The following is a 24384-nucleotide window of genomic DNA, read 5'->3' on the forward strand; positions in this document are numbered from 1 at the left end:
TCCGGTGCCTACGCTCGCGCCGTGCCGACTCACGCCGCCGCCGTACGCCCCGCCCGGCCGGGCCCGTCCCGTGACGCCTCCCGCGCCGCCCGGCCGGAGCGCCGCCTGCGCCTGTTCCACTTCGACATCAAGACGTACGGGAACTACGGCGACACCCTGCTGTTCGAGGCCGTCCGCGAGACCTTCGAGGGGTTCGCCGGCGGGGCGTGCTTCGAGGTGGCCGGCAGCCGGTCCCTGCGCGACCCGGTGGGGCCGAAGCTGGTCGACCACATCAACGAGCACTTCGACGCGGTGGTCGTGGGCGGCGGCGGGCTCTTCCTGCGCGACACCAACGCCAACGCGCGATCCGGCTGGCAGTGGAACATCTCCCTGGAGCAGCTGCGCCGCCTCGAGGTGCCGATCGTCGTCTTCGCCGTCGGCAACAACCGGTTCATCGACCAGGAGGACTTCGCGGAGCCGTTCCGCGAGCACCTCAACCTGACGCTCGACAAGTCCGTGTTCTTCGGGCTGCGCAACCACGGGTCCGTCCGCACGATCCGCGAGTACGTGGACCACGACCCGGAGCGCGTCGAGTACCAGCCGTGCCCCACGACGATCTCGTCGTTCCTGTTCCCGGACCTGTACCGCGAGCACCTCGACGCCGGCGACGGCAAGGTGCTCGCCGTCGAGTCCATCATCGGCAAGCGGCAGATCGCCGCGGGCTTCGACCGGGACCGGATCTACGCCGACCAGGCGGACGTCCTCGCCAGGCTGAAGGGCGAGGGGTGGCGGCTCGTGAGCGTGCCGCACGCGCGCGCCGACATGCTCTTCCACGACGTGCTGACGGAGCGCGGGCTCGTCGACTCCGAGCGGGTGCTGTGGGGCAGCCGTGACGTGCTCTTCCAGGGGGTGGAGGAGTTCGCCGGCCTGCCCGTCATCCTCGGCACCCGGGGGCACGCGCAGATGGTGCCGCTGGGCATGGGCACGATCCCCCTGTCCCTCTACGTGCACCACAAGACGCGCTACTTCGCGACCGACATCGGGCACGCGGAGTGGGCGCTCGACCCGCGGGCCGGGACGTTCACGGACGACCTCTACCGCACGGTGCACGACGTCACGGAGCGGCAGGGGGAGCTGCGCGACGAGCTCGCCGTCACGCGCCGCGGCCTGTACGACACGACGCTGGCGAACCTGGCCACGATCTACGAGCGCCTCACGGGGGTGGCGGTCGAGCCGTCGTTCACGCCGCTGACGCCCAAGGAGCGGCGCCTGGCGGCCCGCACGTACGACGCCGCCCTCGAGAAGGCCAAGGCCGAGGAGCGCCTGCGGGCCAAGGAGCAGGAGCTCGGCGCCAAGGAGCGCCAGCTCGGAGCGAAGGACGCCCAGCTCCGCACCCTCGGTGCGGAGATCGAGCAGGTGCGCGCCACCCTGCGGGCCGCGCGGGCGTCCGTCGCCCGCGGGTCGCTGGTGTCGCGCGCCGCGAACCGTGCGCGCCGGCTCGTCCGGCCGCGCTGAGCAGGAGACCACGCAGATGACCCAGGCACCAGCACTGACGACGGGGCCCGCGGCCACGCCCCAGGGCGCGCCGCTGCGGCGGCTCCCCGGCCGCGGCCTGCGCCACCTGGCGCGTTCCGCGGACCGCCTCACGGGGACGCCCGACCCCGAGCGCGGGCGCCGCCGCGCGCTCGAGGAGCGCGGCCGGGTGCAGGAGCGCGACCTCGCCCGGCAGGCCGAGCGGCTCGCCGCGGCCACGGCGGAGCTCGAGCGGTACCAGCTCGCCTACCGTCGCCTCGTCGCCGCGGTGCGCGGGATCGACGAGGACACGATGCCCGGCCACGCGGGCACGCCGAACCGGCGCTGGAACAGGCTCGCCACCGAGACGCGCGGGGAGGCGGCGCTGGCGGCGGGCCTGCGCGCGGGCCTGGACCTGCCCGCCGCCGTGGTCGCGACCGTCCGCCCGCTCCTGCGGGACCGGCACGTCGACGCGCGGGCGCTGTGCCACGCGCTCTACGCCCGCCCGGAGTCCCGGGTCGCCGGCGCGCTGGGCGGCGCGCTGGTCGCGGCGCGGCAGGACCTGTTCGACCTGGCCGCCGACCTGTTCGCGGAGGTGCCCGCCGACCTGGTCGCGCAGCTCGCGCCCGCGGAGTACGCCCGCGTCGGGGTGCGCGTCGACGACCCGGAGGCCGTGGCGAGGGCGGTGCGCTGGCTGGACGACGCGGCGGTGACCGACGCGCCGACCCTGGTGGAGCTGGCCGAGGTGCTCTTCGCGGCGGACGAGCACGGCCCGGCGGTCCGGGCCCTGGACGCCGCGCGGGCGGCCGGCGGCCTCGACGAGGCCGGCGCACGGCGCGCGGCGCTGCTGCGCACCTGGGCCGCCCGCGGCGCAGCGCCGCAGGAGCCCGCCGCGGTGCCGGCCGGACGGGTGTCGTTCGGCGTCATCGACTACAAGCAGCCGGACGAGTCGACGACGTCGTCCAACCTCGGCGACTACGTGCAGACCATCGCCAGCCTGGGCCACCTGGTGCGGCACACGGGCCTGACGTTCCACGGCGACCCGGAGCTCGCGCAGGTCGTGACGGAGCTGGGGGAGCGGGTCCGCCCGGAGCTGCGGGTCGAGGGGCCCGGCGCGGACGTCGAGCTGACGGTCGTGAACCGGGACGCCTCCAGCCTGGACGCCGTCCCGGAGAACACGTGGGCCATCGCGTTCGGCTGGTACATGCAGAGCGCGTTCGGGCTGCGGTACGACTTCCCGTTCCACGCGAACGTCAACCCGCTGTTCGTCTCGTTCCACGTCAACCGGCCGTCGATGCTCACCGAGGACGCGGTCGCGTACCTCACGGCGCACGGCCCGGTGGGCTGCCGCGACTGGAACACCGTCTTCCTGCTGCTGAACAAGGGCGTGCCGGCCTTCTTCTCGGGCTGCCTCACGACGACGATCGACACCGTCTTCCCGGACCGCACGACCTCCGCGCCGCCCGGGTCGCCCACGGTCTACGTGGACACGGCCGCCCCGTCGCCGGACGACCTCACCATCACGCAGGCGCGCGAGGACGTGCGCTGGACGCCGATGGTGCCCAACGTGCGCGAGGCGCTCGGGCTGCTGGAGGAGTACCGCACGTCGTACGGCGGCATCGTCACGTCGCGCCTGCACTGCTACCTGCCGTCGTGGTCGATCGGCGCGCCCGTCACGTTCACGCCGCGCAACCGGGCGGACGTCCGGTTCGCCGGCCTGCTGGACGCCGACGAGGACGGCCTGCGCGCGATGCGCGAGCGCATCCGCGACCTGCTGGCGCCGAGCGTCGGGCTGCTGCTGTCCGGCGCGCCCGCCGACGAGGTCTACGCCGCCTGGCGCGCCGCGTGCGCGCCGGAGGTCGCCCGGGCCAAGGCCGCGTTCGAGCGGCCGGCCGCCGAGCTGCCGCTGTCGTTCGACGTCGACGCGGCCTGCCGCACGGCCCGCGAGTCGCGCGTCGTCGTGCCGGCGACGACCCCGCGGCCGGGGGAGCCCGTGCACGCCGCCGTGGCCCTCGACGCGAACCTCAAGGCGCAGATGGAGGTCGTGGTGCAGGGCATGGTCGCGGGCACCGCGCGGCCGCTGCACGTGGTGGCGCTCACCCGCGACCACACGGGGGCCGACCACGACCGGCTCGCCGCGCTGTTCCCCGAGGTGACGTTCGAGTGGATCGCCTGCGACGACATCGACTACGGCCCGGTGCTCGGGATGCTGTCGCACATCACCGTCTCGACCATGGACCGGCTGCTCCTGCCCGAGCTGCTGCCCGACGTCGACCGGCTCGTCTACCACGACATCGACGCCCTGACGCTGGTCGACCTCGCGACGCTGCACGACGTCGAGCTGGACGGGGCGCCGCTGGCGGCCCGCGCGTCGGTCGGCCACGGGGTGCGGTCCGGCCTGGGCAACCTGCTGCGCTCGGGACGCCGCCTCAGCGCCTCGCCCGGGGCGGCGAACGAGCTGTTCCGCACCATGTACGCGCGGCACCCGGGGGACTTCGCCGCGTTCAACGCGGGCATCCTGGTGCTCGACCTGGCGCGGATGCGCGCCGACGAGTTCACGCGGCGGTTCGTGCCGTTCGTCGAGCACTACGGGCTCAACGACCAGGAGGTGCTCAACTGCTACGCCGGGTCCGGCTACCGGCGGCTCGACCCGGCCTGGAACATGTGGCCGTCGCAGGAGACGGTGCGCGAGCCGCGGATCCTGCACTGGGCCGGGCACCAGAAGCCGTGGGACGCCGGCCGCTACGTGCTCGAGCGGGAGCGCTGGGACGAGGCCGGCGCCGCCGTCGAGGAGCGCAGGAGGGTCTCCCGTGCCGGCTGACCGGGGCCGGGGCGTCGGGGGAGTCCGTGCGGTGGCGCGCGGCAACGCCCGCGCCCTCGCCGTGCTCGGCGCGGCGGGCGACGGGGCCGCGGCGGCGCTGGCGCCCACGCGCCCCGCGGCGGTGCGCGCGGCGCTGCGGCTGGGCCTGCGCGACTGGACCCGCGTGGACGGGGTGCGACCGGCGGTGCACGACCTGGCCCGCGCCCGCCTCGACGCGTGCCGGGCGGACGACGCCCGCGCGCTGGTCGGGCTGCTGGCCGCCCGCGACGGCGACCGCGCCGCGCAGGAGCTGGCCGCCCGGCTGCACCTGCTCGACGGGGACGACGCCGCGGCCGAGGCCCGGCTCACCGCCGCGGCCGAGGGCACCGAGGAGCGCCGCCGGGACACCGCCCGGGGCCAGGTGGCCGCGGCCCGCCGCGGCCTCGCGCTGCGCGCCGCCGTGGCGGCCGCGCCCGCGACCACCCCGCGCGCCGCCGCCGCGCGCGCCGACGTGCTCGCGGCGCCCTGGTGGGAGCCGGCGGGCACCGGGCCCGGGGCGGTCGCGGCGGAGGCCGCGCGGTACGTGGCCGCCGCGGTCGCGGACGGCGACGCGAGCGGCCTCGACCCCGTCCTCGACCCGCTGCTCGCGGGCCGGCACCTCGCCGCGTCCGGCCTCGACGCCGACGGCGTGAACCAGGTGCTCGCGCGGGCCGCGGCGCGCGCCGCGGATGCGGACCACGACGGCGCCCTGCACGAGCTCACGGCCCTGCCCGCGCGGCCGGAGGCGCTCACCGGCGGGGTGCTGCTCCAGCTCGCCACGAGCCTGACGGCGACCAGCCGGTACGCCGAGGCGCGCACCGTGGCACGGCTCGCCGCCACCGCCGACGACCCGCGGGTGGTGGCCGACGCCCACGTGCTCGCCGCGCGGGCCGCCTGGGTGACGCACGACGGCCCGGCGACGGTCCGCGAGGCGCGGGCCGCGCTGCGCGCCGGCGCGCCCCGGCGGGTGGCCCGCGGCCTGCAGCACCGCGGCGAGCACCCGGTCACGCCGCCCGCGGACGCGGCCCCGGCGGGCGGGATCGGGCACGTGGCGTTCTACGTCCAGGACGGCGAGAACTTCGGCGACGTCGCCCTCCCGCTCGCGGTGCGCGAGGCCGTCGGGTCGGCCGCCGGCCCGACCGCCTGGGTGCCGTTCCACGCGCACCAGCTCTTCGACGCCGAGCGGGTGCGCGTCGCGAACGCGCAGCGCGCGCTGGTCGTCGGCGGTGGCGGGCTGTTCCTGCCCGACACGGCGCCCAACGGGCACAGCGGCTGGCAGTGGAACGTGCCGGCGGCGTCCCTGGCGGCGCTCGACGTGCCCCTGTTCGTGCTCGCGGTGGGGTACAACCTGTTCGACGGGCAGGAGTTCCACGGCACCCGCTTCCGGGACGGCCTCCTGGCGCTGGCGCGCCGCGCCGAGCTCGTGGGGCTGCGCAACCACGGCTCGATGGACCGGGTGCGGGCGCTGCTGCCCGACGACCTGGCCGAGAGGGTGCGCTTCGTGCCCTGCCCCACCACGGTCTACGAGCGGCTGCACCCGGACCTGCCGCCGGCCGAGGTCGGGTCCGGCCGCGTCCTGCTCAACGCGGCGTTCGACCGCTCGGCCCGGCGCTTCAAGGACGGCTATCCCGCGTTCCTCGCGCAGGTCCGCGACCTCGCCGCCCGCGCCGCTGCCGCGGGGGCGGAGGTGCGGGTCGTCGCGCACACCCGCGGGGACGTGCGGCTCGCCGACGACCTGCGCGCGGCCCACGACCTCGACCTCCCCGTCGACGAGCTGCACCTCATGGCGCCCGACGAGGCCTTCGGGGTGTACCGCCGGGCGTCGCTCGTCGTGGGCATGCGCGGCCACGCCACGATGGTCCCGTTCGGCCTCGGCACCCCCGTGCTGAGCCTCGTCTCGCACCCCAAGATGCGCTACTTCCTCGACGACGTCGGGCGCCCGGAGTGGGGCTTCGACGTCGCAGGCCCCCGGCTCGGCGAGCGGGTCGCCGAGCGCGCGCTCGACGTCCTCGCGCGCGAGCAGGAGTACCGCGACGACGTCCGCGACCGGCAGCTCGCGCTGCTGCCGCACGTCCAGGACGCCGCCGGGCGGGTGGCCGCCGCGCTCGGCGCCCCGACGGGGGCCGCCGGCCCGGTGCCGGCGGCCGCGCACCACCAGCACTGACAGCACCGACAGCACAGCAGCACCGACCCAGACAGGAGCCCTCGATGCCCACCATGCGGAGCGTCCCGCTCGGCCGAGAGCCGGGCGACGCGGAGATCGCCTCGTTCGCCGACCTGACCGACCGGCCGCTGCTCGTCGTCGGCAACGGCCCGTCCTCGGCGATGCCGCCCTACCACCGCATCCCCGCCGACGCCGTGGTCTTCCGGATGAACTGGTTCTTCCTGGAGAGCAACTACCACTTCGGCGACCGCGTCGACGCGTGGTTCAGCGCCGTCCCGCACGAGCGGCTCGAGAAGCTGCTGCAGGACGAGATCCGGTCCGGCCGCTACGACGTGCGTCGCCTCGCGTCCCCCATGCGGCACGCCGCGCACCGCGACGGCGACCGGTACGGGCTCGAGCCGCTCACCGACGTCGAGGAGCTGGACTCCTGGGCCGTGCCGGCCCGCAACCCGCGGCTCGCGCGCCACTTCATGAGCCGCCCCGGCCTGCCCACGACCGGCATGCAGGCGCTGGCGTTCGGGCTCGGCGTCGGGTTCCGCGAGATCTACCTCGCCGGCGTCGACCTGTACGAGTCGAAGGACGTGCGCTACGGGTACACGATGCCGCAGGTGGCCGAGCTGGGCCTGCAGGCCAAGGACGCCGCGCCCGGCTACGAGGCGGCGCACGGGCTCGACACCGACATCGCGTTCCTGCGCTCGTGCCTGGCCGCGTACCCCGAGGCCACCGTCCGCTCGGTGAGCCAGTCGGAGATGCTGCACCTGTACGTGCCCCCGGCCGAGGACCTGCCGGCCGACCGCCCGGCCCTCGCCCCCGGGGAGGGGTCGGTCGTCGGGGCCACCAAGGACACGGTCGAGATCGAGCTGCCCGCCACCGGCGGCGTCCAGGCGCTCACGGTGCCGAGGGTGGACGGCCCCCTGTGGAAGGAGGTCGACGGGCGGCGGTGCGCGTACGTCACCGTCGTCTCCGGCTCCTACCACCACGGCGCCCGCGCGCTCGCGAACTCCCTGCGCCGGGTCAGCGACGTGCCGCTGGTCGCGCTCTGCACGCCCGACGCCGACAAGGCGGCGCTCGCGGCGAGCGGCATCCTCACCCTCGACGTCCCGCCCATCGCCAACCCCGTGCTGCGGGGCGGTCGCAAGCAGAAGGTGCAGGAGCGGTTCGCCGCCACCTACACGAAGCTGCACGTCTTCCGGCTCGACTTCCTCGACCGCGCCGTCTACGTCGACAGCGACGCCGTGGTGCGCCGGAACGTCGACGACCTGTTCGCCGGCGACGACTTCGCCGCCGTCCCGGACGCCGGCCTCGACGCGCCGAACCCCGACGTCTTCAACTCCGGCGTGTTCGCCTTCACGCCGTCGTACGCGACGTTCGAGGCGATGATGTCGCGCCTGGCGCACACCCCGTCGTACGACGGCGGTGACCAGGGCTTCCTCAACGTCTTCTTCGACTCGTGGCGGGCGCTGCCGCCGGAGGACAACACGACCAAGCGGATCTTCGCCCACCACCCGGCGCTCTTCCACGACGAGGACGTGCGGGTGCTGCACTACGTGGGCAAGAAGCCGTGGGAGCCGGCGGGCGGCGACGACCGGTACGACACCCTCGACCTCGAGTGGCTCGACTACCTGGCCGACACGGAGAAGAACGAGCTGATCCGCGACCTGCGCCGCCAGACCGACCTCTCCACGACCACGGCCGAGGCGCCCGCCGACGTGCTGCGGACGGTCAGGGCCCACCTGGCGCAGGGCCGGCCCGAGCCCGCGGCGCGCCTGCTCGCCGAGACGGCGGGCAAGCGGCGGCTGACCACCGCCGAGCAGCGTCAGCTCGCGGTCGCGTCCATGCGCCTCGGCCGGCGACGCGACGCGCTGCGCACCCTGGAGCGGGCCAAGGGCCCGGTCGCGACCGTCGCCGTCGGCAGCGGCATCCTCGCCCAGTACTACCGGAACCGGAGGAAGTGACATGGCCCGGGACATGGCCCGCTGGCTCACGGCCCCGAGGGCGGTGCGCAAGGCCCGCGCCGCCGCCGAGGAGCACCTGCCCCCGCACCTGGGCCCCGCCCTGCTGACCCGCGACTGGGAGGCCCTCGCCGCGGGGGCCGGGACCACGTCGAGGGACGCGCGCCTCGCCGGGGCGCTCACCGGCCTGCGCGCGGGCGAGGACGCGGCCGTGCTCGCGGCGCTGCCCGAGGAGCCGGGGGACGCGCTGCGCTACCTGGGCGACGTCGCCCGGTGGCGGCTCGGCACCCTCGCCGAGGAGCGCGGTGCGGCGTTCGCCGACGCGTTCGGCCGGCTGCACCGCGAGGACCTGGTCACCGTGGCGACGGTCCAGAAGTCCGGCACCCACTGGATGCGGTTCTTCCTCACCAACTACGCGCGCGCCCTCGCCGACCCGGGCGTGCGCCTCCCGATCTCCTACCCGCAGCTGCAGCAGGAGTACTACGGCAACAACCGGTGGCAGGTGTTCCGCGAGGCGGAGCCCTACCGGGCGCCGTCCGACCTGCTCGCCCGGCACGGGGTGTCGGACGTGACCATGCAGCACTTCCGGCACGACGTCGACCCGTTCGTCCTCACCCCGGGCCGCAAGATCATGCTGTACCGCAACCCGCTCGACTACGTGGTGTCGCTGTACCACTACACGATCAAGCAGCGGCCCCAGCACCGGGACAAGGCGGAGCACCCGCGCGACGTCATCGAGCCGATGCTCGACACGTACGCCCGGCACTACCTCACCCTGGACAGCTACCGCGGCGACCCCGACGTGCACGTCGCGTCCTACGAGGCGCTCAAGGAGGACCCGGGCCGGCGGTTCCGCGAGGTGGTGCGGTTCCTCGCCCTGCCGCTGGAGGACGACGCCGTCGAGGTCGCCCTCGCGCTCTCGGACATCTCCACCGTGCGCGCCATGGAGGAGCGGACCGGGCGGTCGATGGTCGTGAGGCTGGACGGCTACTTCACCCGCGACGGCTCGATCGGGCAGTGGAAGCAGTACTTCGACGACGACGACGTCGAGCGGGCCCGCGGCGCGCTCGCCGTCCACGGGATCGACCTCGACACGTTCACCGTCGACGGGTGACCGCGCTCCGCCCCCGGCGCGGCCCGCGGCCCGACGAGGTCGTGATGTTCGTCCGCACCCTCGCCGGCTCGGTCGCCGGCGGCACGCGCGCCGTGCTCGCGCGGGCCAACGCCTACGCCGCCGCCGGGCACCCCACCACCCTCGTCGTCACCAGCGTCGTCCCCGACGGCGGGGAGTGGGCCCGCAGGTCCGGCCTGCTCGACCCGCGCGTGCGCCTGCGCCACTTCTGGCGCGACGGGCCCGGCACCGCCGAGCACCGCGCGGCGGCCGGCCTCCCGCCGCTCGCACCGCCCCGGGTGGCCGACGGGGCCGGCGTCGTGCGCCGCCGCCGGGTCACCGCCGCCGGCGAGCGGTGGCGCACCACGGTGGACGGCGTGCTGCGCACCCAGGAGCTGCGCGACCCCGCCACCGGGGAGGTGCTGTCCTTCGTGACCTACGCCGACGACGGCGGCCGGGACACCGTGTGGACCTACGTCGACGGCCGCGTCGCCACCGTGGACCGGCTCGACCGGGCGACCGGCGGACGGGTGCGGGAGTTCGTCGTCGACGGCCGCCTGGTGTGGCTGACCGCGCACCTCACGGGTCCCGAGGGCACCGGCGCCGTGACGTACGCCCTCGGCGGCCCGGGCCGCGGCGGACCGCTCGACCTCGCCGGGGCGCTCGCCGCCTGGCTGGACGGCGAGCTCGCCGACCGGGGACGGGTCGTGGTGGTCGCCGACGGCGAGAACGTCTGGCAGCGCACCCTGCGTCTGCTCACCCACCCGGGCGTGCGCGGCGTGTCCGTGCTGCACAACTCGCACCTGGCGCCGCCGTACGGGCCCGACGCGCCCACCAAGGAGCACTGGCGCGGCTACTTCGACGACCTGCGGAACGTGCACGCGATGGTGTGCCTCACCGGCCGCCAGCACGAGGACCTGAGCCGCCGGTACCCGGGGCTGCCGCTGCGCGTCGTGCACCACGCCGCCGAGCGCCCCGACGCCGGCGGGGCGACCCGCGACCCGCGCACCGTCGTCTTCGTCGGGCGGCTCGCCCCCCAGAAGCAGCTCGACCACCTGCTGCGCGCCTTCGTCCTCGTCCGCCGCGACGTCCCCGACGCCCGGCTCGACCTGTACGGCGACGGTCCGCTCGACGGCGAGCTGCGGGCGCTCGCCGCCGACCTGGGCCTGGGGACTGCGGTGGCGTTCCGCGGCCGGACCGACGCGCCCCTGCGCGCCTTCGCGGCCGCGCGCGTCGCGGCGATGACCTCCCTGCACGAGGGGCTGCCGCTCACCCTCACCGAGGGGATGTCCGTGGGCACGCCGTTCGTCGCCTACGACTGCTGCTACGGCCCCGCCGAGGTGCTGCGCGACGGGGAGAACGGCTTCCTCGTCGCGCCCGGGGACGTCGAGGGGTTCGCCGCCCGCCTGGTCGCGGTGCTCCAGGACGACGCGCTCGCCCGGCGGCTCGGCCGGCGCGCGCGCGGCGTGCGCCGCGAGCTCGGGCCCCGCCGCTACCGGCGGGCGTGGCTCGACGTGCTCGACGACGTCCTGGCGGCTCCTACGACACCGCGGTGATCTTCGAGATCCACGCGGCCGGCATCGAGCCGGTCGTGGTGCGGGCGCCGACCTTGGCGCGCATCGCGTCGGCCTTGCCGGTGACCGTGGCGGTCTTCCCGGTCGACGACGTCGCGACGAGCGTGCGCAGCTGCCCGCTGGACCACTTCGCGCTGACCCTGATCGACTGCACGTCCGCGAGCCCGAACAGCGTGCGGGCCTGTGCCTGCGTCAGCGTGCGCGTCCACGAGGCGTAGGAGTTGCCGGGCGCGGCCTTGCTGTACGGGTCCGCGACCGAGCGCTCGTACGGGATCACGGAGGACCACACGTCCTCCGAGTTCGCGGTGCGCCCGCCGCTCGAGGAGTAGTAGTGCGCCGCGACGGGCAGCCCGCCGTAGGTGAGCACCCGGGCCTCCGTCGCGCCCCGCACCGAGGCGCGGACCGCCGACGTCCAGACCTTGCCGTACTTGGCCCCCGTGCCCTCGTTCTCCTTGTTCCAGCCCGAGTAGTACTGGTCGCGCACGTCGTCGACGACGTTGCAGAGGCACCCGGACCGCAGGGACGGCTTCGACATGGCGTAGGAGCGGGCGGTGATCGCCTGCGCCGACAGCGCGTCGAAGCCGCCGTTGAGGCCCCACGACGACGGCATCTCGGCGATCCCGTACAGGTACTCGGTGTTGAGCAGCACGTCGTTCGTGAGGTTGGTGTAGCCCTGCTGGACCGTCGCCGTCAGCCGGCCGTTGCGGTACGAGCCGTGCGTGCCCGCGACGGTCGCCACCGCCTTCTTGCCCGTGGACTTGTAGTACCGCGTGCCCGACCAGTGGATGCGCAGCAGCGCGCCGTCGTACGTCTTGCCGCCGACGGTGACGCGCGTCCGGCTGCCCGTGGTGGTCGCCACCTTGAGGGTGGTGGTCCCGGTGCCGGAGGCCAGGGTCGTGCCCGCCGCGCTGCGGAGGCGCCAGTCGCCGCCGGTGATCGTGACGGTCGTCGACGTCTTGCGGTCGCCGTACGCCGTCGAGCCGCCCGGGTCCGGGCCGAAGACCTGCACCAGCACGTCCTTGGGGGTCGTCTTCCACGACACCGTGGCGCCCGGGTAGTAGTACTTCAGGATGTTGCGGCCGAGCGTGCCCTGCCGCGACATCTGGTACGCGCCGTACTGCGGCATCCCCACGCCGTGGCCGAACCCCGATCCGGTCAGGGTGAACGACTTCGGCACCGCGGCCTCGGCCGACGTCGCGGCCACCGTCCCTCCCGCGAGCGCCACCAGCGCCGCCACCGCCGCCGCGACGACGCGGCGGGCCGTGCGCCGGCCGCCTCCCGTGCTCCCCGTGGTCCCCGTCGTGCCCTCGCCGTCGGCGCGCGCGACCGTCCGTTCCTCGCCCATCCCGATCACCCCCTCTTTCACTCTGCCCCAGGGGTGGGTGCCCAGCATCCGGAACGGGTGGCGGTCTCGGCGTGCCGGTGCGGCCGGGACTCCTTATCGTCGGGCGAGTCAGATGCCCGGCGCGACCATGGTGGACGAGCGGAGACGAGCATGACGGCCACGACCACGAGCACGGACCCGAGCACGCCCCCGTCGACAGCCCGGACGAAGGCCAGGACGGCTCTGAGGACCGGCGTCACGACGACCACGGTCCTGGCGCTCGCCCTCGCCGGGGTCGTCCTCCCGACCGTCTCCCTCCCCGTCCCGCAGGCGCACGCCGTGGCCCCGGACGTCGAGCACGTCCCCGTCCACGGGGTCGACGCCGGCGCCCGCCACCAGAAGGGCGCGCTGGACGACGCCGTCGGCGAGGAGCACGAGGCGCCCGCCGCGGCGGAGGCCGCGAAGGAGGTCGCGCCGGACGGCAGCACGACGACCCTCCCGCAGGGCGAGCCCGACGAGGGGGCGCTCGCGGCGCTGAGCGAGCGCACCACGACCCAGGACTTCCTCGTCGCCGGGGTCACCTGGGACTCCTCGACGTCCAGCGAGGTCACCGAGGTCGCCGTGCGGCTGCGCGAGGACGGCCGCTGGAGCGCGTGGCAGGCGCTGGGGCTCGACGGCGTCACCGTCGACGGGGGCCGGGCCGGGACCGAGCCGATCGTGTCCACGGGCGCCGACGGGGTGCAGGCCCGCGTGCGGACCGCGGACGGCACGTCGCCGCGCGGGCTGCAGGTGGACGTCGTCGACCCGGGGACGTCCCGCGCCGACGCCTACGTCGGGAGCGACGCCGCGCCGGCGTCGTCGGCGAACGCCGGGACCGGCTTCGAGATCCGCCCGCGGATCGTCACGCGCGCGGGCTGGGGCGCCGACGAGTCGCTGGCGGGCAGCTGGCCCGAGACGTCCAAGACGCTCAAGGCGATCTACGTGCACCACACGGCGGGCACCAACAGCTACAAGGAGAGCCAGTCCGCGGCGCTCGTGCGCGGCATCTACGCGTACCACACGAAGTCGCGCGGATGGCCGGACATCGGGTACCAGTTCCTGGTCGACCGGTACGGCAACGTGTTCCAGGGCCGGCAGAACGCCCGCAGCGACAACCCGATCGGGGCGCAGGCCGGCGGGTACAACACGGGCACGATCGGGGTGTCCGCGATGGGGAACTTCGACACGGCGCAGCCCACCAGCGCCCTCCTCACCGGGCTGTCCCAGGTGATCGGCTGGAAGGCCTACCAGTACAAGCTCAACGCCAAGGGCACCACCACGCTGGTCACGGGCAGCAGCACCGGGTCCGGCACCCGGGCGAAGCCGGGGGCCACGGTGAAGGTGCCCACGGTGCTGATGCACAAGACCACCAACGAGACGGCGTGCCCCGGCCGCTACCTCGCCGCGAAGATGAGCAGCCTGCGCAGCTCCGCGGAGGCCCGGCGGCAGGCGGCGATCAAGAAGTACGGGGCCGTCCGGTGGGCGGTCGGCGCGCCCACGCGGACCGCGCCGACGTCGGCGCAGACGCCGGTGCAGTGGAACGTCAGGTCCACCTACACGTGGAAGGCCGTCCCGGGCGCGATCTACTACCAGGTGCTCTACCGGGACGCCCGGTGGAGCTCCGACATGCCCAGCACCAACTACTGGCGGATCCTCCAGGCGAAGAACACGTCCCGGTCCGTCACCGTGAACATGAAGCACGGCACGTCGCGCGACCTGGTCGTGCGCGCGATCAGCAAGGACTACCACCGGGGGCCCATGACCACGCTCGTGCGCACCACGACCCGGATCCTGCCGCAGTCGTGGAGCCTCTCGAGCGGCTGGAAGAAGGTCGAGCACAAGGTCTACCGCGGGGACGTCGCGTACCAGACGGCCAAGGGCGGCGCGACCCTCAGCCTCAAGAGCGCGAACCAGGTGCGGCGGGTCGTCGTCCGCGGCGCGACGAACCCCGCGGACGGCAAGCTCCAGGTGCTGGTGGGCGGCAAGGTCCGCGGGACGATCGACTTCGCGAAGCCGTCGGACGGCGACCGCATCTTCACCGTCACGCTGTCCGGGCAGACCGACGGCACCGTGACCTTGCGCAAGGTGGCCGACGGGAAGAAGGTGCGGGTCGTCCAGGTCGCGCTCACCCGCTGGTAGCGGGCACGTTCCCTCCCAGCCGACCCGCAGCCGGAACCGGTAGCCTGCGGGCACGTACCTCGGTGTCGAGGGGACCCCGGGGACGGGTCCCGGAGGAGTGTGGATGTCGACCAGCACGGGCCCGTCCGAGCCGTTGCAGCTGCCCGAGCGGGCCCTGCTGCTGCACATCGGGCTGATGAAGACCGGGACCACCAGCCTGCAGAACGCCGCCGCGGCGCTCCGGCCCGAGCTCCTCGCGCGCGGGGTGCGCTACCCCGGGCGCCACACGAACCACCGCAGCGCGGTGAACGACTTCATGGGGCAGTCCTGGGGCTGGGACACCGCGCCCGTCGAGGGCGCCTGGCGGAAGCTGCGGGCGGAGATCGACCGTGACACCGAGAACCGGGTGTGGTTCGGCCACGAGTTCGCCGCGAACGCGGACGACGCGACGGTCGCGGCCTGGCGCGCCGAGCTCGGCGAGCGGGCCCACGTCGTCGTGACGCTGCGCAACTACGCCGCGATCCTGCCGTCGATGTGGCAGGAGATGATGAAGGAGGGCCACCACTGGACCTTCGAGCGGTGGCTGAAGAACTCCTTCGCCGACCAGCCGGAGGAGGAGCTGCGCCCGTTCCTCGAGCGGCACGACCAGGGTCGCGTCGTGACGCGGTGGGCCGAGGCGTTCGGCCCGGAGAACGTCACCGTGGTCGTCGTCGACAAGTCGACGCCCTCGCTGCTCTTCGACGCGTTCGAGTCGATGCTCGGGCTGGAGCACGGGCTCCTCGGCACGGCCAAGCTCGACGGCAAGTCGACCAACCGGGGCATGTCGGTCGAGGAGGCGGAGCTGCTCCGGGCGCTCAACCTGCGCCTGCGCAAGCAGCTCACCTGGCTCGAGTACTGCAAGTGGCTGCGGGACACCGCGTCCAACTCGATGCTCAAGCGGCGCAAGCCGGGGGCCCACGACACCAAGCTCGTGCTGCCCACGTGGGCGGCGGAGGCCGCGCACGCGCGGTCGGCACGGTACGTCGAGCAGATCCGGGAGTCGGGCGTGCGGGTGGTCGGCGACCTGACGCTCCTGAACGCGGAGGTGCCGTCGAGCGCCGACCCGCGCCTGCGTGCGGACGTGGTGCCGATCGACGCCGCGACGGAGGCGGTCCTGGGGGTGATCCGCCAGGGGCGGCGGGACGAGGACCGGTTGTTCACCGCCCGCGAGGAGGTCGTGGAGCTGGAGGAGTCCGCGACGGCGTCGCGCAAGGCCGGCCCCGCGCTCTCCGAGGCGAGCGGGCGCGAGCTGGTGCGCGCCCTCGGCGCCCGTGCCAAGCGGCGCCTGCGGCGAGGCTAGGCTCACCCGGGTGCACCTCGCGCAACAGCTGATCCTGTCCGTTCCCGCCGACCGCCGCACCCTCGTCGTCGAGGACGGCCCCGCCACCGTCGACGGTGGGGCGGTCCACGTGCCGGCGGGGGCCAGCCAGGGGTTCGCCGCCTACTTCTCCGCCTTCCCGGCGTCGTACTGGGTGCGCTGGGCCGGCGTCGCGGCCGTGCGGCTGGAGGTCGACGCCTCCGGCGCCGGCCGGGTGCGCCTCGTCCGCTCGGACGCCGGCGGTGCCCCGACGGCGGTCGCCACCGCCGAGGTGGCGCCGGGCGGCGGCACCCTGACGCTCGACGCGGACGTCGCCGGCGCGACCGACGGCGGCTGGCTCTGGTTCGAGGTGGACGCGGGCGACGACGCCGTCGCCGTCACCGGGGCCCGCTGGCTGGTCGACGTGGCGCCGCGGCGCACGGGCGACGTGTGCCTGTCGATCACCACGATGGACAAGCCGGAGTTCTGCGTCGCGACGCTGGAGCGGATCGCCGGCTCGGCGGCGCTGGCGGAGGCCGTGGGCACGGTGCTGGTCGTCGACCAGGGGTCGCGCCGCGTCGTCGACCACCCGGGCTACGCCGAGGTGGCGGCCGCGCTCGGCGACCGGCTCACCGTCATCGAGCAGCGCAACCTGGGCGGGTCGGGCGGCTTCTCGCGCGGCATGCTCGAGGCGCTGGACCGGCCCGCGGCCGACGCCGTCCTGATCCTGGACGACGACGTCGAGGTGGAGCCCGAGGCGCTGCTGCGCGCCGTCCGGTTCCACCGTGCCGCGCGTACCCCCGTCGTCGTCGGCGGGCACATGCTCGACCTGCACCGCCCGACGGTGCTCAACTCCTTCAGCGAGGTCGTGCACGAGCGCAGCTTCAACTGGGGGCCGCCGCAGCCCGACCAGCAGTGGCACGACCTCGCGGCCGGCACCCTGCGCGGCACGCCCTGGCTGCACGCCCGCGGGGAGAGCGACTTCAACGGCTGGTGGATGTGCCTCATGCCGACGGACGTGCTGCGCGCCGTCGGGCTGTCCCTGCCGCTGTTCCTCAAGTGGGACGACGCCGAGTTCGGCCTGCGGGCCCGCGACGCGGGGCGGGCCACGGTCTCGCTCCCGGGCGCCGCGCTGTGGCACGTCGCGTGGACGGAGAAGGACGACACCGTCGAGTGGCAGGCGTACCTGCACGTGCGCAACCGCGTGGCCGCGGCGCTGCTGCGCGCCCGCCGCCCGCGGGCCGGGCTGCTGCTGCCGCTGCTGCTCGCGAACGACCTCAAGCTGCTGCTGGGGATGCGGTACTACGCCGTCGACCTGCACGTGCGCGCCCTGCGCGACGTGCTCGACGGGCCGGGCGACCTGCACGCCGACCTCGAGCGCGTGGTCCCCGCCGCCCGCGCGGTGGGCGCCGCGTACCCGGAGACGACGGTGCACCGCGCCGGTGACCCCGCCTTCGACGCCGCCGCGCCCCGCGCGACGGCCGGCGGGCCCGGGGAGAAGCCGACGTCGGCGGCGCTGGTGCGCTTCGCGGTCGGCGGGCTGCTGCGCCAGCTCCGGCCCGCCCGCGGCGGGTCCGTCCCCGCCACCGCGATGACCCGCGAGCAGGCGACCTGGTGGGAGACGCCCGGGCACGACTCGGTGCTCGTGCTCGCCGGCGACGGCGCCTCGGGGGTCTGGCTGCGGCGGGACCCGCGCCGGTTCTGGCGGCTGCTCGGGGCCACCGTCGCCACCCACGCGCGCCTCGCGCTGCGGTGGGGTTCCGTGTCCGCGCGGTGGCGCGCCGCCGCGCCTGCGCTCGTCGACCCCGAGACCTGGCGGGCGACCTTCGCACCCCGGCCGCCCCACTAGGATGAGCAGGATGTCCACCCCCTCCGTCGTCGCGGTCGTCGTGTCGTACAACAGGTCCGCGCTGCTCGGCGCGGCCCTCGACGCGCTCGCCGCCCAGACCCGGCCCGTCGACCGGGTGCTCGTGGTCGACAACGCGTCCACCGACGACGCGCTCGACGTCGCCCGGTCCCACCCCAGCGCCCCCGAGGTCGTCGCGCTCAAGCGCAACACGGGCGGCGCGGGCGGCTTCGCCGTCGGCATCGCGACCGCCGTCGCCGACCTCGACGCCGACCTCGTGTGGCTCATGGACGACGACACCGTCCCCACGGAGACCGCGCTGGAGGCGCTCCTCGGCGCGCGCGACGCCTACGCCGGCGACGTCACCGCGATGGCGAGCCGCGTCGTGTGGACCGACGGCAGCGACCACCCGATGAACACGCCGCGCACGCGCCCCGGCGCGTCGCCGGCCGAGCTGAACCGGGCGCGCGCCGCCGGCGCCGTGCCCGTCCGGTCGATGTCGTTCGTGTCGATGATGGTGGACGCGCGCGCCGTGCGGCAGCACGGGCTGCCCGTCAGCGACTACTTCATCTGGAACGACGACTTCGAGTACTCCACGCGCATGCTGCGCCGCGGCACCGGCCTGTACGTGCCGGGCAGCGTCGTCGAGCACCGCACGGCCCGCCTGGTCGGCACCGACCACGACCCGGGCCCGCGCTTCTACTACGAGGTGCGCAACAAGGTCTGGATGTTCACGCGGTCGTCCGCGCTCGGCCTGTCCGAGCGCGCCCTCTACGGCGGGTCGACCCTGCGGCGCTGGGCCCGCACCGTGGCCCGCTCCTCCGACCGCGGCACCCTCGTCAAGGCCGGCGCGCGCGGTCTGTGGCACGGCGTCGTGCGCCGCCCGCGTGCCGACACCGAGGTGCTCGCCGGCGTCGGGCCCGCCGCCCTGAGCGTCGCGCGGGTCGAGCTGGGACGGACCGAGCGGCACGACGCCGAGCCGCGTCCGGAGACGCGCCCCGCGGCGGCCCCCCGGGCGGCGGCCGCCACCGGCGCCCTCGAGGACCAGCGGTTCTCCGTGCTCCTGCCCGTCTACGCGGGCGACGACGCGGCGCACCTGGAGCGCGGCTTCCTGTCCGTGACCCGCGACCAGACGCTGCGGCCGGACGAGGTCGTCGTCGTGCGCGACGGACCCGTGGGCGCGGACATCACCGCCGTCCTCGGCCGGCTGCACGAGCTCACCGACGTCCCCGTCACCCTCGTGCCGCTGGAGCGCAACGTCGGCCTCGCCCGCGCCCTCGAGTCCGGCCTGGAGGCGTGCAAGCACGAGATCGTGGCGCGCGCCGACGCCGACGACATCTCCCGCCCGGAGCGGTTCGCCGTGCAGGTGCCGCTGGTGGCGGCGGGGTGCGACATCGTCGGCTCCGCGATCCAGGAGTTCGACGACGACGAGCACGACCCCGGCATGGTCCGTGTGCCCCCGACCGGCGACGACATCGCGACCACCGCGCGGTTCCGGGACCCGTTCAACCACCCGTCGGTCGTCTACCGGCGCTCCGCCGTCGCGGCCGCCGGCGGGTACGAGCACCTGGACCTCATGGAGGACTACCTCCTGTTCGCCCGGATGATCGCGGGCGGCGCGGACGCGGAGAACGTCGTCGAGCCCCTCGTGCTGTACCGCGTCGGCGCGGGTGCCTACGCGCGCCGCGGCGGCCGCCGCCTGCTGGCGTCCGAGCTCGCGCTGCAGCGCACCCTCCACTCCGAGGGCTTCCTCACCGGCCCGCAGATGGTGCGCAACGTCGTGGTGCGCGCCGGCTACCGCGTGGTGCCGGAGTCCGTCCGCAAGGCGGGCTACCGCGCCTACACGCGCCTGCGCGGCGGGTACGAGCCCGACTGACCACCCCCTGACCCTGGAGGCAGCAGCATGACCGACCTCGTCGTCGTCGGCACCGGGCTCTTCGGCCTGACCGTCGCCGAGCGGATGGCCGAGCAGGGCCGCAAGGTGCTCATGATCGACCGTCGTGACCACCTCGGCGGCAACGCGTACAGCGAGACGGACCCGGCCACCGGCATCGAGGTCCACAAGTACGGCGCGCACCTGTTCCACACCTCGAACGAGCGCGTCTGGGAGTACGTCAACCGGTTCACCTCGTTCACGTCGTACGTGCACCGCGTGTACACCACGCACCGCGGCGAGGTCTTCCCGATGCCGATCAACCTCGGCACGATCAACCAGTTCTTCCGTTCCGCGCACGGCCCCGACGCCGCCCGGGCGCTGGTGCGCGAGCAGGCCGCCGAGCTGGGCGACAAGCGCCCCGAGAACCTCGACGAGCAGGGCGTGTCCCTCATCGGGCGGCCGCTCTACGAGGCGTTCATCCAGGGGTACACGGCCAAGCAGTGGCAGACCGACCCGCGCGAGCTGCCGGCGTCGATCATCTCCCGCCTGCCCGTGCGGTACACGTACGACAACCGGTACTTCAACGACACCCACGAGGGGCTGCCCACGGGCGGGTACACGGCGTGGCTGGAGCGGATGGCCGACCACCCGAACATCGAGGTGCGGCTTCAGGCCGACTTCTTCGACGACGCGCAGCCGGTGAGCAAGAAGGCCGTGGTCGGGCAGGTGCCGGTCGTGTACACCGGCCCGGTGGACCGGTACTTCGACGACGCCGAGGGGTCGCTGTCGTGGCGCACCCTCGACTTCGAGCGCGAGGTGCTGCCCGTGGGCGACTTCCAGGGCGCGCCGGTGATGAACTACGCCGACACCGAGGTGCCGTACACGCGCATCCTCGAGTTCCGCCACTTCCACCCCGAGCGCGAGTACGCCGCCGACAAGACCGTCATCGTGCGCGAGTACTCCCGCTTCGCCGAGCGCGGCGACGAGCCGTACTACCCGGTCAACACCCCCGCCGACCGCGAGCGGCTGATGCGGTACCGCGAGCTCATGACCGACGAGCCCGACGTGCACTTCGGCGGCCGCCTCGGCACGTACCAGTACCTCGACATGCACATGGCCATCGGCTCCGCCCTGTCCATGGTGGACAACAAGCTCACCGCCTGACGCCCGGCCAGGTTCTGCACCCCCGGCCTGATGCCGAACAGGCAGTTGACACCGTTATGGACGCTCAAAGGCGCCCATAACGGTGTCAACTGCCTGTTCGGCGTCCGGCGCGGGAGCTGCCCCCAGGAGGGCGCGTCGTCCACAGGTCGATCGCGGGTGCCCCGCTGGACGCACGGGCCTGGTGGTGTGTCGGGATGCGCACCCTCGCCCCGGTCCCGCCGCTCCTCCAGGACCTCGCGGATGCGCAGGAAGGGCTGCTGTCGGCGCAGCAATGCGAACGGCACGGTGTCGGCGCCTCACGACGCTCCCGGCTGGTGGCCGCCGGGCGCTGGCTCGCCGTGACCCGAGGCGTCGTCGACACGGTCGCGGTGCCACCGGCCTCGCGGGTGGCCGCGGACGCACCGGACCGCGTCGTGGTCCCGATCGCGGCGCGCAGGGCGCCCCATCTGACGGCGTGGCCGCCGGAGAGCGACGGCGACGTGCTGCACGGACACCTCCGGCGCCGCCAGGCGTGGATCGGCCTGCTCGCGTACGGGCCGGAGGCGATAGCCGTCGGGGACGGAGCCCTCGTCCTTCACGGTGTGGAGGGGATGCCGACCCGACTCCGCTCCGGCACGGCGCTGCCGACCGCGTCACGCCGCCCTCGACGGCCGGGTGTGCCGCAGCGTCAGTTCGACGACGGGATGACGACCGTCGAGTTCGGAGACCGCCGGACAGGCCCGCGCCGGATCGCCTCCGCCGAGTGGGCGCTCGCGCAGGCGGTGCCGGAGCTGTCGATGGCCGACGGGCTGGCGGTCCTGGACTCGGCCCTGCGCCTGGGTGCCGTGGACCGCCGCGGGTTGGCGCGGTCGCACGACCATGCCCGCGGACGGCGCGGCGTCGCGCTGCGGCACGAGCTGTGGGACCACGCGAGCCCGCTCGCCGCCTCACCGCTGGAGTCCCGCGGAAGGTGGCAGTGCATCGCGGAGGGGGTACCGCCGGACGCCCTCCAGCTCGCCGTGCACGACCGCGCCGGACGGGTGCTCGCCGTCGCCGACATGGCCTGGCGCCTGCGCGACGGGTGGCTCGTCACGGAGATGGACGGGCGCGCATGGCACGACGACCGTCCGGGTGGTGTCCGCCGGGACCGCGACCGGGACAACGCGCTGGCCGCGGTCGGCGTGCGTCTCCTCCATTTCGACGCCGGGCACGTCGCCCGCGGCGTCGTCGGGACCACGGTCCGCACCGTCCTCGCTCCGGCTCGCCGAACAGGCAGTTGACACCGTGATGTATGCCTTCGAGCATCCATCACGGTGTCAACTGCCTGTTCGGCGCCGCGGGCGGGCGGGCGGGTCAGAGGGGGAGGCCGGCGGCGCGGAGCTCGCGCTCGAGGTAGGGCGTCATGGTGCGCGTGTACGTGGCCGTCAGGTGGTGCGTGTCGCGGTACACGTTGACGCCGCCGATGACGGCGGGGCAGGTGCCGTCCTGGCAGTAGAGCTCCGTGAGGTCGACGTACGACGCGCCCGGCACCTCGGCGACCGCGTCCTCGTAGACCTGCGTGTCGGGGAACGCCTGCTTCTCGGTCACGCCGCACTGCTCCGGGCCGTTGCGGAACGTCCGGTCGAGGCAGAGCGACGGCTCCTCGTCGTGCTGCGGGTTGTCGGAGAGGGCGACGATCGGGACGCCCGCGTCCGCGACCGGCTCCCACGCCTCGGCGAGGTCGTCGGCCTGTTCGGCCGCGTCGCCGGAGAGGTAGTCGAGGTAGCCGGTCGTGACGACGGCGTCCGTCCGGGGCGCCTGGCGCTCGAGCCACGGCTCGAGCTGGTCCTTCCACCGCTCGCAGGTGCGCGCGCGCTCCCCGTCGGCGTCCGTCGGGCCCGCGCTCCACGCGCACGAGGACTTGAGCTGCACGCTCAGGCTGATCCGGCCCTGGTCGACCATCTCCCGGAAGGCCGGCATCATCGCGCGGGCGTGCGAGTCGCCGACCAGCACGACGTGCGGGACGTCGTCGTCGTCGTCGACCGGGCCGAACGTGCAGTCCTCGAGGGCGGACTCGTCACTGTCCACGAAGCAGTCGGTCGGCTCGGCGACGTCCTGCGACACGGCCTCGGGCGCGGGGACGACGACGTCGTCGAGCTCGGGGTTGTCGCAGGCCTGCTCCGGGTCCATCGACGCGGCCCCGAGGCACGCGGGCTCGTCGGCCACGATGCTCGCCGCGAGCTCCTCCTGCCCCTGCACGCGGTGCTTCGCGACGGCGAGGCCGCCGCCGGCGACGAGGGCGAGCGCGGCCGCCCCGGCCACGGTGAGGGAGAGGGCGCGGCCGGTGCGGTGCAGGTCCCAGCGCCGGCTGAAGCGGGCGGGATCCTCGACGAACCGCTTGGTGAGGTCGGCCAGCAGCACGACGCCGACCAGCAGGACGGCGCGCTCGAGCAGCCCGGCCTCGTGCCCCAGCGCGAACGGCAGGATCACGATGGCCGGCCAGTGCCACAGGTACAGGGAGTAGGAGATCTCCGCGGCGTACGGCACGGGCCGCCAGGCGAACAGGCCGGCGGGGGAGAGTCGGCCCGACGGCGTCCCGGCGGCGATGACCACGACGGTCGCCAGCACGGGCGCGATCGCGGCGGTGCCGGGGAACGGCGTGCCGGCGTCGTAGCCGAGCGCGCACGCGACGAGGACGGCGAGCCCGGCCCAGCTCGCCGCGACCCGCACGCCGTCGCCCACCGGGCGGCGGCCCGGCCGCGCGAGCCACAGGGCGAGCAGCGCCCCCGCGCCGAACTGCCAGGCGCGGGTCGTCGTCGCGAAGTAGGCGGGCGCCGGGTCCGTGGCGGTGAGCCACAGCGACGCCGCGAACGAGGCGAGCGTCGCGACGGCGAGCAGCACGCCGGTCGTGCGGCGCGTGGTCCGGCCGGTGCGGGCCGCGACGGCGGCGGCGGCCACCACGAGCAGCGGCCACACCAGGTAGAACTGCTCCTCCGTCGACAGGGACCAGTAGTGCTGGACGGGCGACGGGTCGGCGTCGGCGGCGAGGTAGTCGACCGCGTCGGCGGCGAGCACCCAGTTCTCGACGTAGAGCGTGGCCCCGAGCGTCTCGCGGAACCACTGCTGCCACAGCGAGTGCGGGGCCAGCAGGAGGGTCGCGACGACGGTGGCCGCGAGGACGAGGTACGCGGCGGGCAGCAGGCGGCGGGCGCGGCGGGCCCAGAACCGACCCAGTCGGACGCGGCCGGTGGCCTCCGCCTCGCGCAGCAGGTGGCCGGTGATGAGGAAGCCGGAGATGACGAAGAAGACGTCCACGCCCACGTAGCCGCCGGGTACCCGGCCGGGCCAGAGGTGGAAGAGGACGACCATCCCCACCGCCAGCGCCCGCAGGGCCTGCACCTCGGGCCGGAACGACCGTCGTGGGGTGGAGCGGTCCGTGGCTCCGGCACCTCCCGCGGTGCGTGCGGGGGCAGGGCCGGCGTGGTCTCGGACGGGGGTCGTCATGCGCAGGGATCACCGGGGGCGTCGGGGGCGGGGCGGGCCGTGCGACGACGGCTCGGGAGCGGCGACGGTGCACGGACGCCGGTCAGGC

The 24384-nt window shown here is 74.9% G+C and carries 14 protein-coding genes; 12 read left to right on the forward strand and 2 right to left on the reverse strand.

From position 1 onward, the window contains the following. Positions 1-21: 21 nt before the first annotated feature. The 6 genes from ACFU9A_RS20440 to ACFU9A_RS20465 are packed head-to-tail and all read left to right on the forward strand — an operon-like array spanning position 22 to position 11113. Positions 22-1494: a polysaccharide pyruvyl transferase family protein gene (locus ACFU9A_RS20440; RefSeq protein WP_430577138.1), complete on the forward strand. Its 1473-nt coding sequence runs from the start codon at positions 22-24 to the stop codon at positions 1492-1494. Between the two features lie 16 nt (positions 1495-1510). Continuing rightward, positions 1511-4312, forward strand: coding sequence for a glycosyltransferase (locus ACFU9A_RS20445; protein WP_430577139.1), 2802 nt, complete (start codon positions 1511-1513; stop codon positions 4310-4312). After that, positions 4302-6494: a polysaccharide pyruvyl transferase family protein gene (locus ACFU9A_RS20450; protein ID WP_430577140.1), complete on the forward strand. Its 2193-nt coding sequence runs from the start codon at positions 4302-4304 to the stop codon at positions 6492-6494. The genes ACFU9A_RS20445 and ACFU9A_RS20450 overlap by 11 nt, the downstream gene beginning before the upstream one ends. Before the next feature lie 44 nt (positions 6495-6538). Then, a complete protein-coding gene (locus ACFU9A_RS20455; RefSeq protein ID WP_430577141.1) occupies positions 6539-8449 on the forward strand; it encodes a glycosyltransferase in 1911 nt (636 codons plus the stop codon). Between the two features lies 1 nt (position 8450). Then, a complete protein-coding gene (locus ACFU9A_RS20460) occupies positions 8451-9560 on the forward strand; it encodes a sulfotransferase domain-containing protein (protein WP_430577142.1) in 1110 nt (369 codons plus the stop codon). Continuing rightward, positions 9557-11113, forward strand: a complete 1557-nt coding sequence (locus tag ACFU9A_RS20465) for a glycosyltransferase (RefSeq protein ID WP_430577143.1) — start codon at positions 9557-9559, stop codon at positions 11111-11113. Before ACFU9A_RS20460 ends, ACFU9A_RS20465 begins: the two co-directional genes overlap by 4 nt. Here the strand turns inward: ACFU9A_RS20465 and ACFU9A_RS20470 are convergent. Continuing rightward, entirely contained in the window at positions 11097-12476 is a 1380-nt protein-coding gene (locus ACFU9A_RS20470) for a SpoIID/LytB domain-containing protein (protein ID WP_430577144.1), read from the reverse strand. The genes ACFU9A_RS20465 and ACFU9A_RS20470 overlap by 17 nt on opposite strands. A 150-nt stretch (positions 12477-12626) precedes the next feature. Between ACFU9A_RS20470 and ACFU9A_RS20475 the strand changes: the two genes are divergently transcribed. From ACFU9A_RS20475 to ACFU9A_RS20500, 6 genes are all read left to right on the forward strand, one after another. Then, positions 12627-14633: a peptidoglycan recognition protein gene (locus ACFU9A_RS20475; RefSeq protein ID WP_430577145.1), complete on the forward strand. Its 2007-nt coding sequence runs from the start codon at positions 12627-12629 to the stop codon at positions 14631-14633. Between the two features lie 103 nt (positions 14634-14736). Then, a complete protein-coding gene (locus ACFU9A_RS20480) occupies positions 14737-15951 on the forward strand; it encodes a hypothetical protein (protein ID WP_430577146.1) in 1215 nt (404 codons plus the stop codon). Between the two features lie 10 nt (positions 15952-15961). Beyond that, positions 15962-17797 carry a glycosyltransferase gene (locus tag ACFU9A_RS20485; protein ID WP_430577147.1) on the forward strand — a complete coding sequence of 612 codons (1836 nt, stop codon included), beginning with the start codon at positions 15962-15964 and terminating at the stop codon, positions 17795-17797. Between the two features lie 10 nt (positions 17798-17807). Further along, positions 17808-19670, forward strand: a complete 1863-nt coding sequence (locus ACFU9A_RS20490) for a glycosyltransferase (RefSeq protein ID WP_430577148.1) — start codon at positions 17808-17810, stop codon at positions 19668-19670. A 27-nt stretch (positions 19671-19697) separates the two neighbouring features. Further along, positions 19698-20834 carry a UDP-galactopyranose mutase gene (gene glf / locus ACFU9A_RS20495; protein ID WP_430577149.1) on the forward strand — a complete coding sequence of 379 codons (1137 nt, stop codon included), beginning with the start codon at positions 19698-19700 and terminating at the stop codon, positions 20832-20834. A 194-nt stretch (positions 20835-21028) separates the two neighbouring features. Next, positions 21029-22093, forward strand: coding sequence for a hypothetical protein (locus tag ACFU9A_RS20500; protein WP_430577150.1), 1065 nt, complete (start codon positions 21029-21031; stop codon positions 22091-22093). A gap of 73 nt (positions 22094-22166) precedes the next feature. On the opposite strand, the gene ACFU9A_RS20505 is transcribed toward ACFU9A_RS20500, so the two are convergent. Next, entirely contained in the window at positions 22167-24296 is a 2130-nt protein-coding gene (locus tag ACFU9A_RS20505; protein WP_430577151.1) for an acyltransferase family protein, read from the reverse strand. Positions 24297-24384: the final 88 nt, after the last annotated feature.

Source organism: Isoptericola sp. NPDC057653 (assembly GCF_042799955.1).
Classification (GTDB): domain Bacteria; phylum Actinomycetota; class Actinomycetes; order Actinomycetales; family Cellulomonadaceae; genus Isoptericola.

Bases quoted from the DNA above. Each gene is read 5' to 3' on its own strand.
- ACFU9A_RS20480 (WP_430577146.1), top strand. From the start codon at position 14,737: ATGTCGACCAGCACGGGCCCGTCCGAGCCGTTGCAGCTGCCCGAGCGG.
- ACFU9A_RS20490 (WP_430577148.1), top strand. From the start codon at position 17,808: ATGTCCACCCCCTCCGTCGTCGCGGTCGTCGTGTCGTACAACAGGTCC.
- ACFU9A_RS20460 (WP_430577142.1), top strand. From the start codon at position 8,451: ATGGCCCGGGACATGGCCCGCTGGCTCACGGCCCCGAGGGCGGTGCGC.
- glf (WP_430577149.1), top strand. From the start codon at position 19,698: ATGACCGACCTCGTCGTCGTCGGCACCGGGCTCTTCGGCCTGACCGTC.
- ACFU9A_RS20475 (WP_430577145.1), top strand. From the start codon at position 12,627: ATGACGGCCACGACCACGAGCACGGACCCGAGCACGCCCCCGTCGACA.
- ACFU9A_RS20505 (WP_430577151.1), bottom strand. From the start codon at position 24,296: ATGACGACCCCCGTCCGAGACCACGCCGGCCCTGCCCCCGCACGCACC.
- ACFU9A_RS20455 (WP_430577141.1), top strand. From the start codon at position 6,539: ATGCCCACCATGCGGAGCGTCCCGCTCGGCCGAGAGCCGGGCGACGCG.
- ACFU9A_RS20500 (WP_430577150.1), top strand. From the start codon at position 21,029: ATGCGCACCCTCGCCCCGGTCCCGCCGCTCCTCCAGGACCTCGCGGAT.
- ACFU9A_RS20470 (WP_430577144.1), bottom strand. From the start codon at position 12,476: ATGGGCGAGGAACGGACGGTCGCGCGCGCCGACGGCGAGGGCACGACG.
- ACFU9A_RS20445 (WP_430577139.1), top strand. From the start codon at position 1,511: ATGACCCAGGCACCAGCACTGACGACGGGGCCCGCGGCCACGCCCCAG.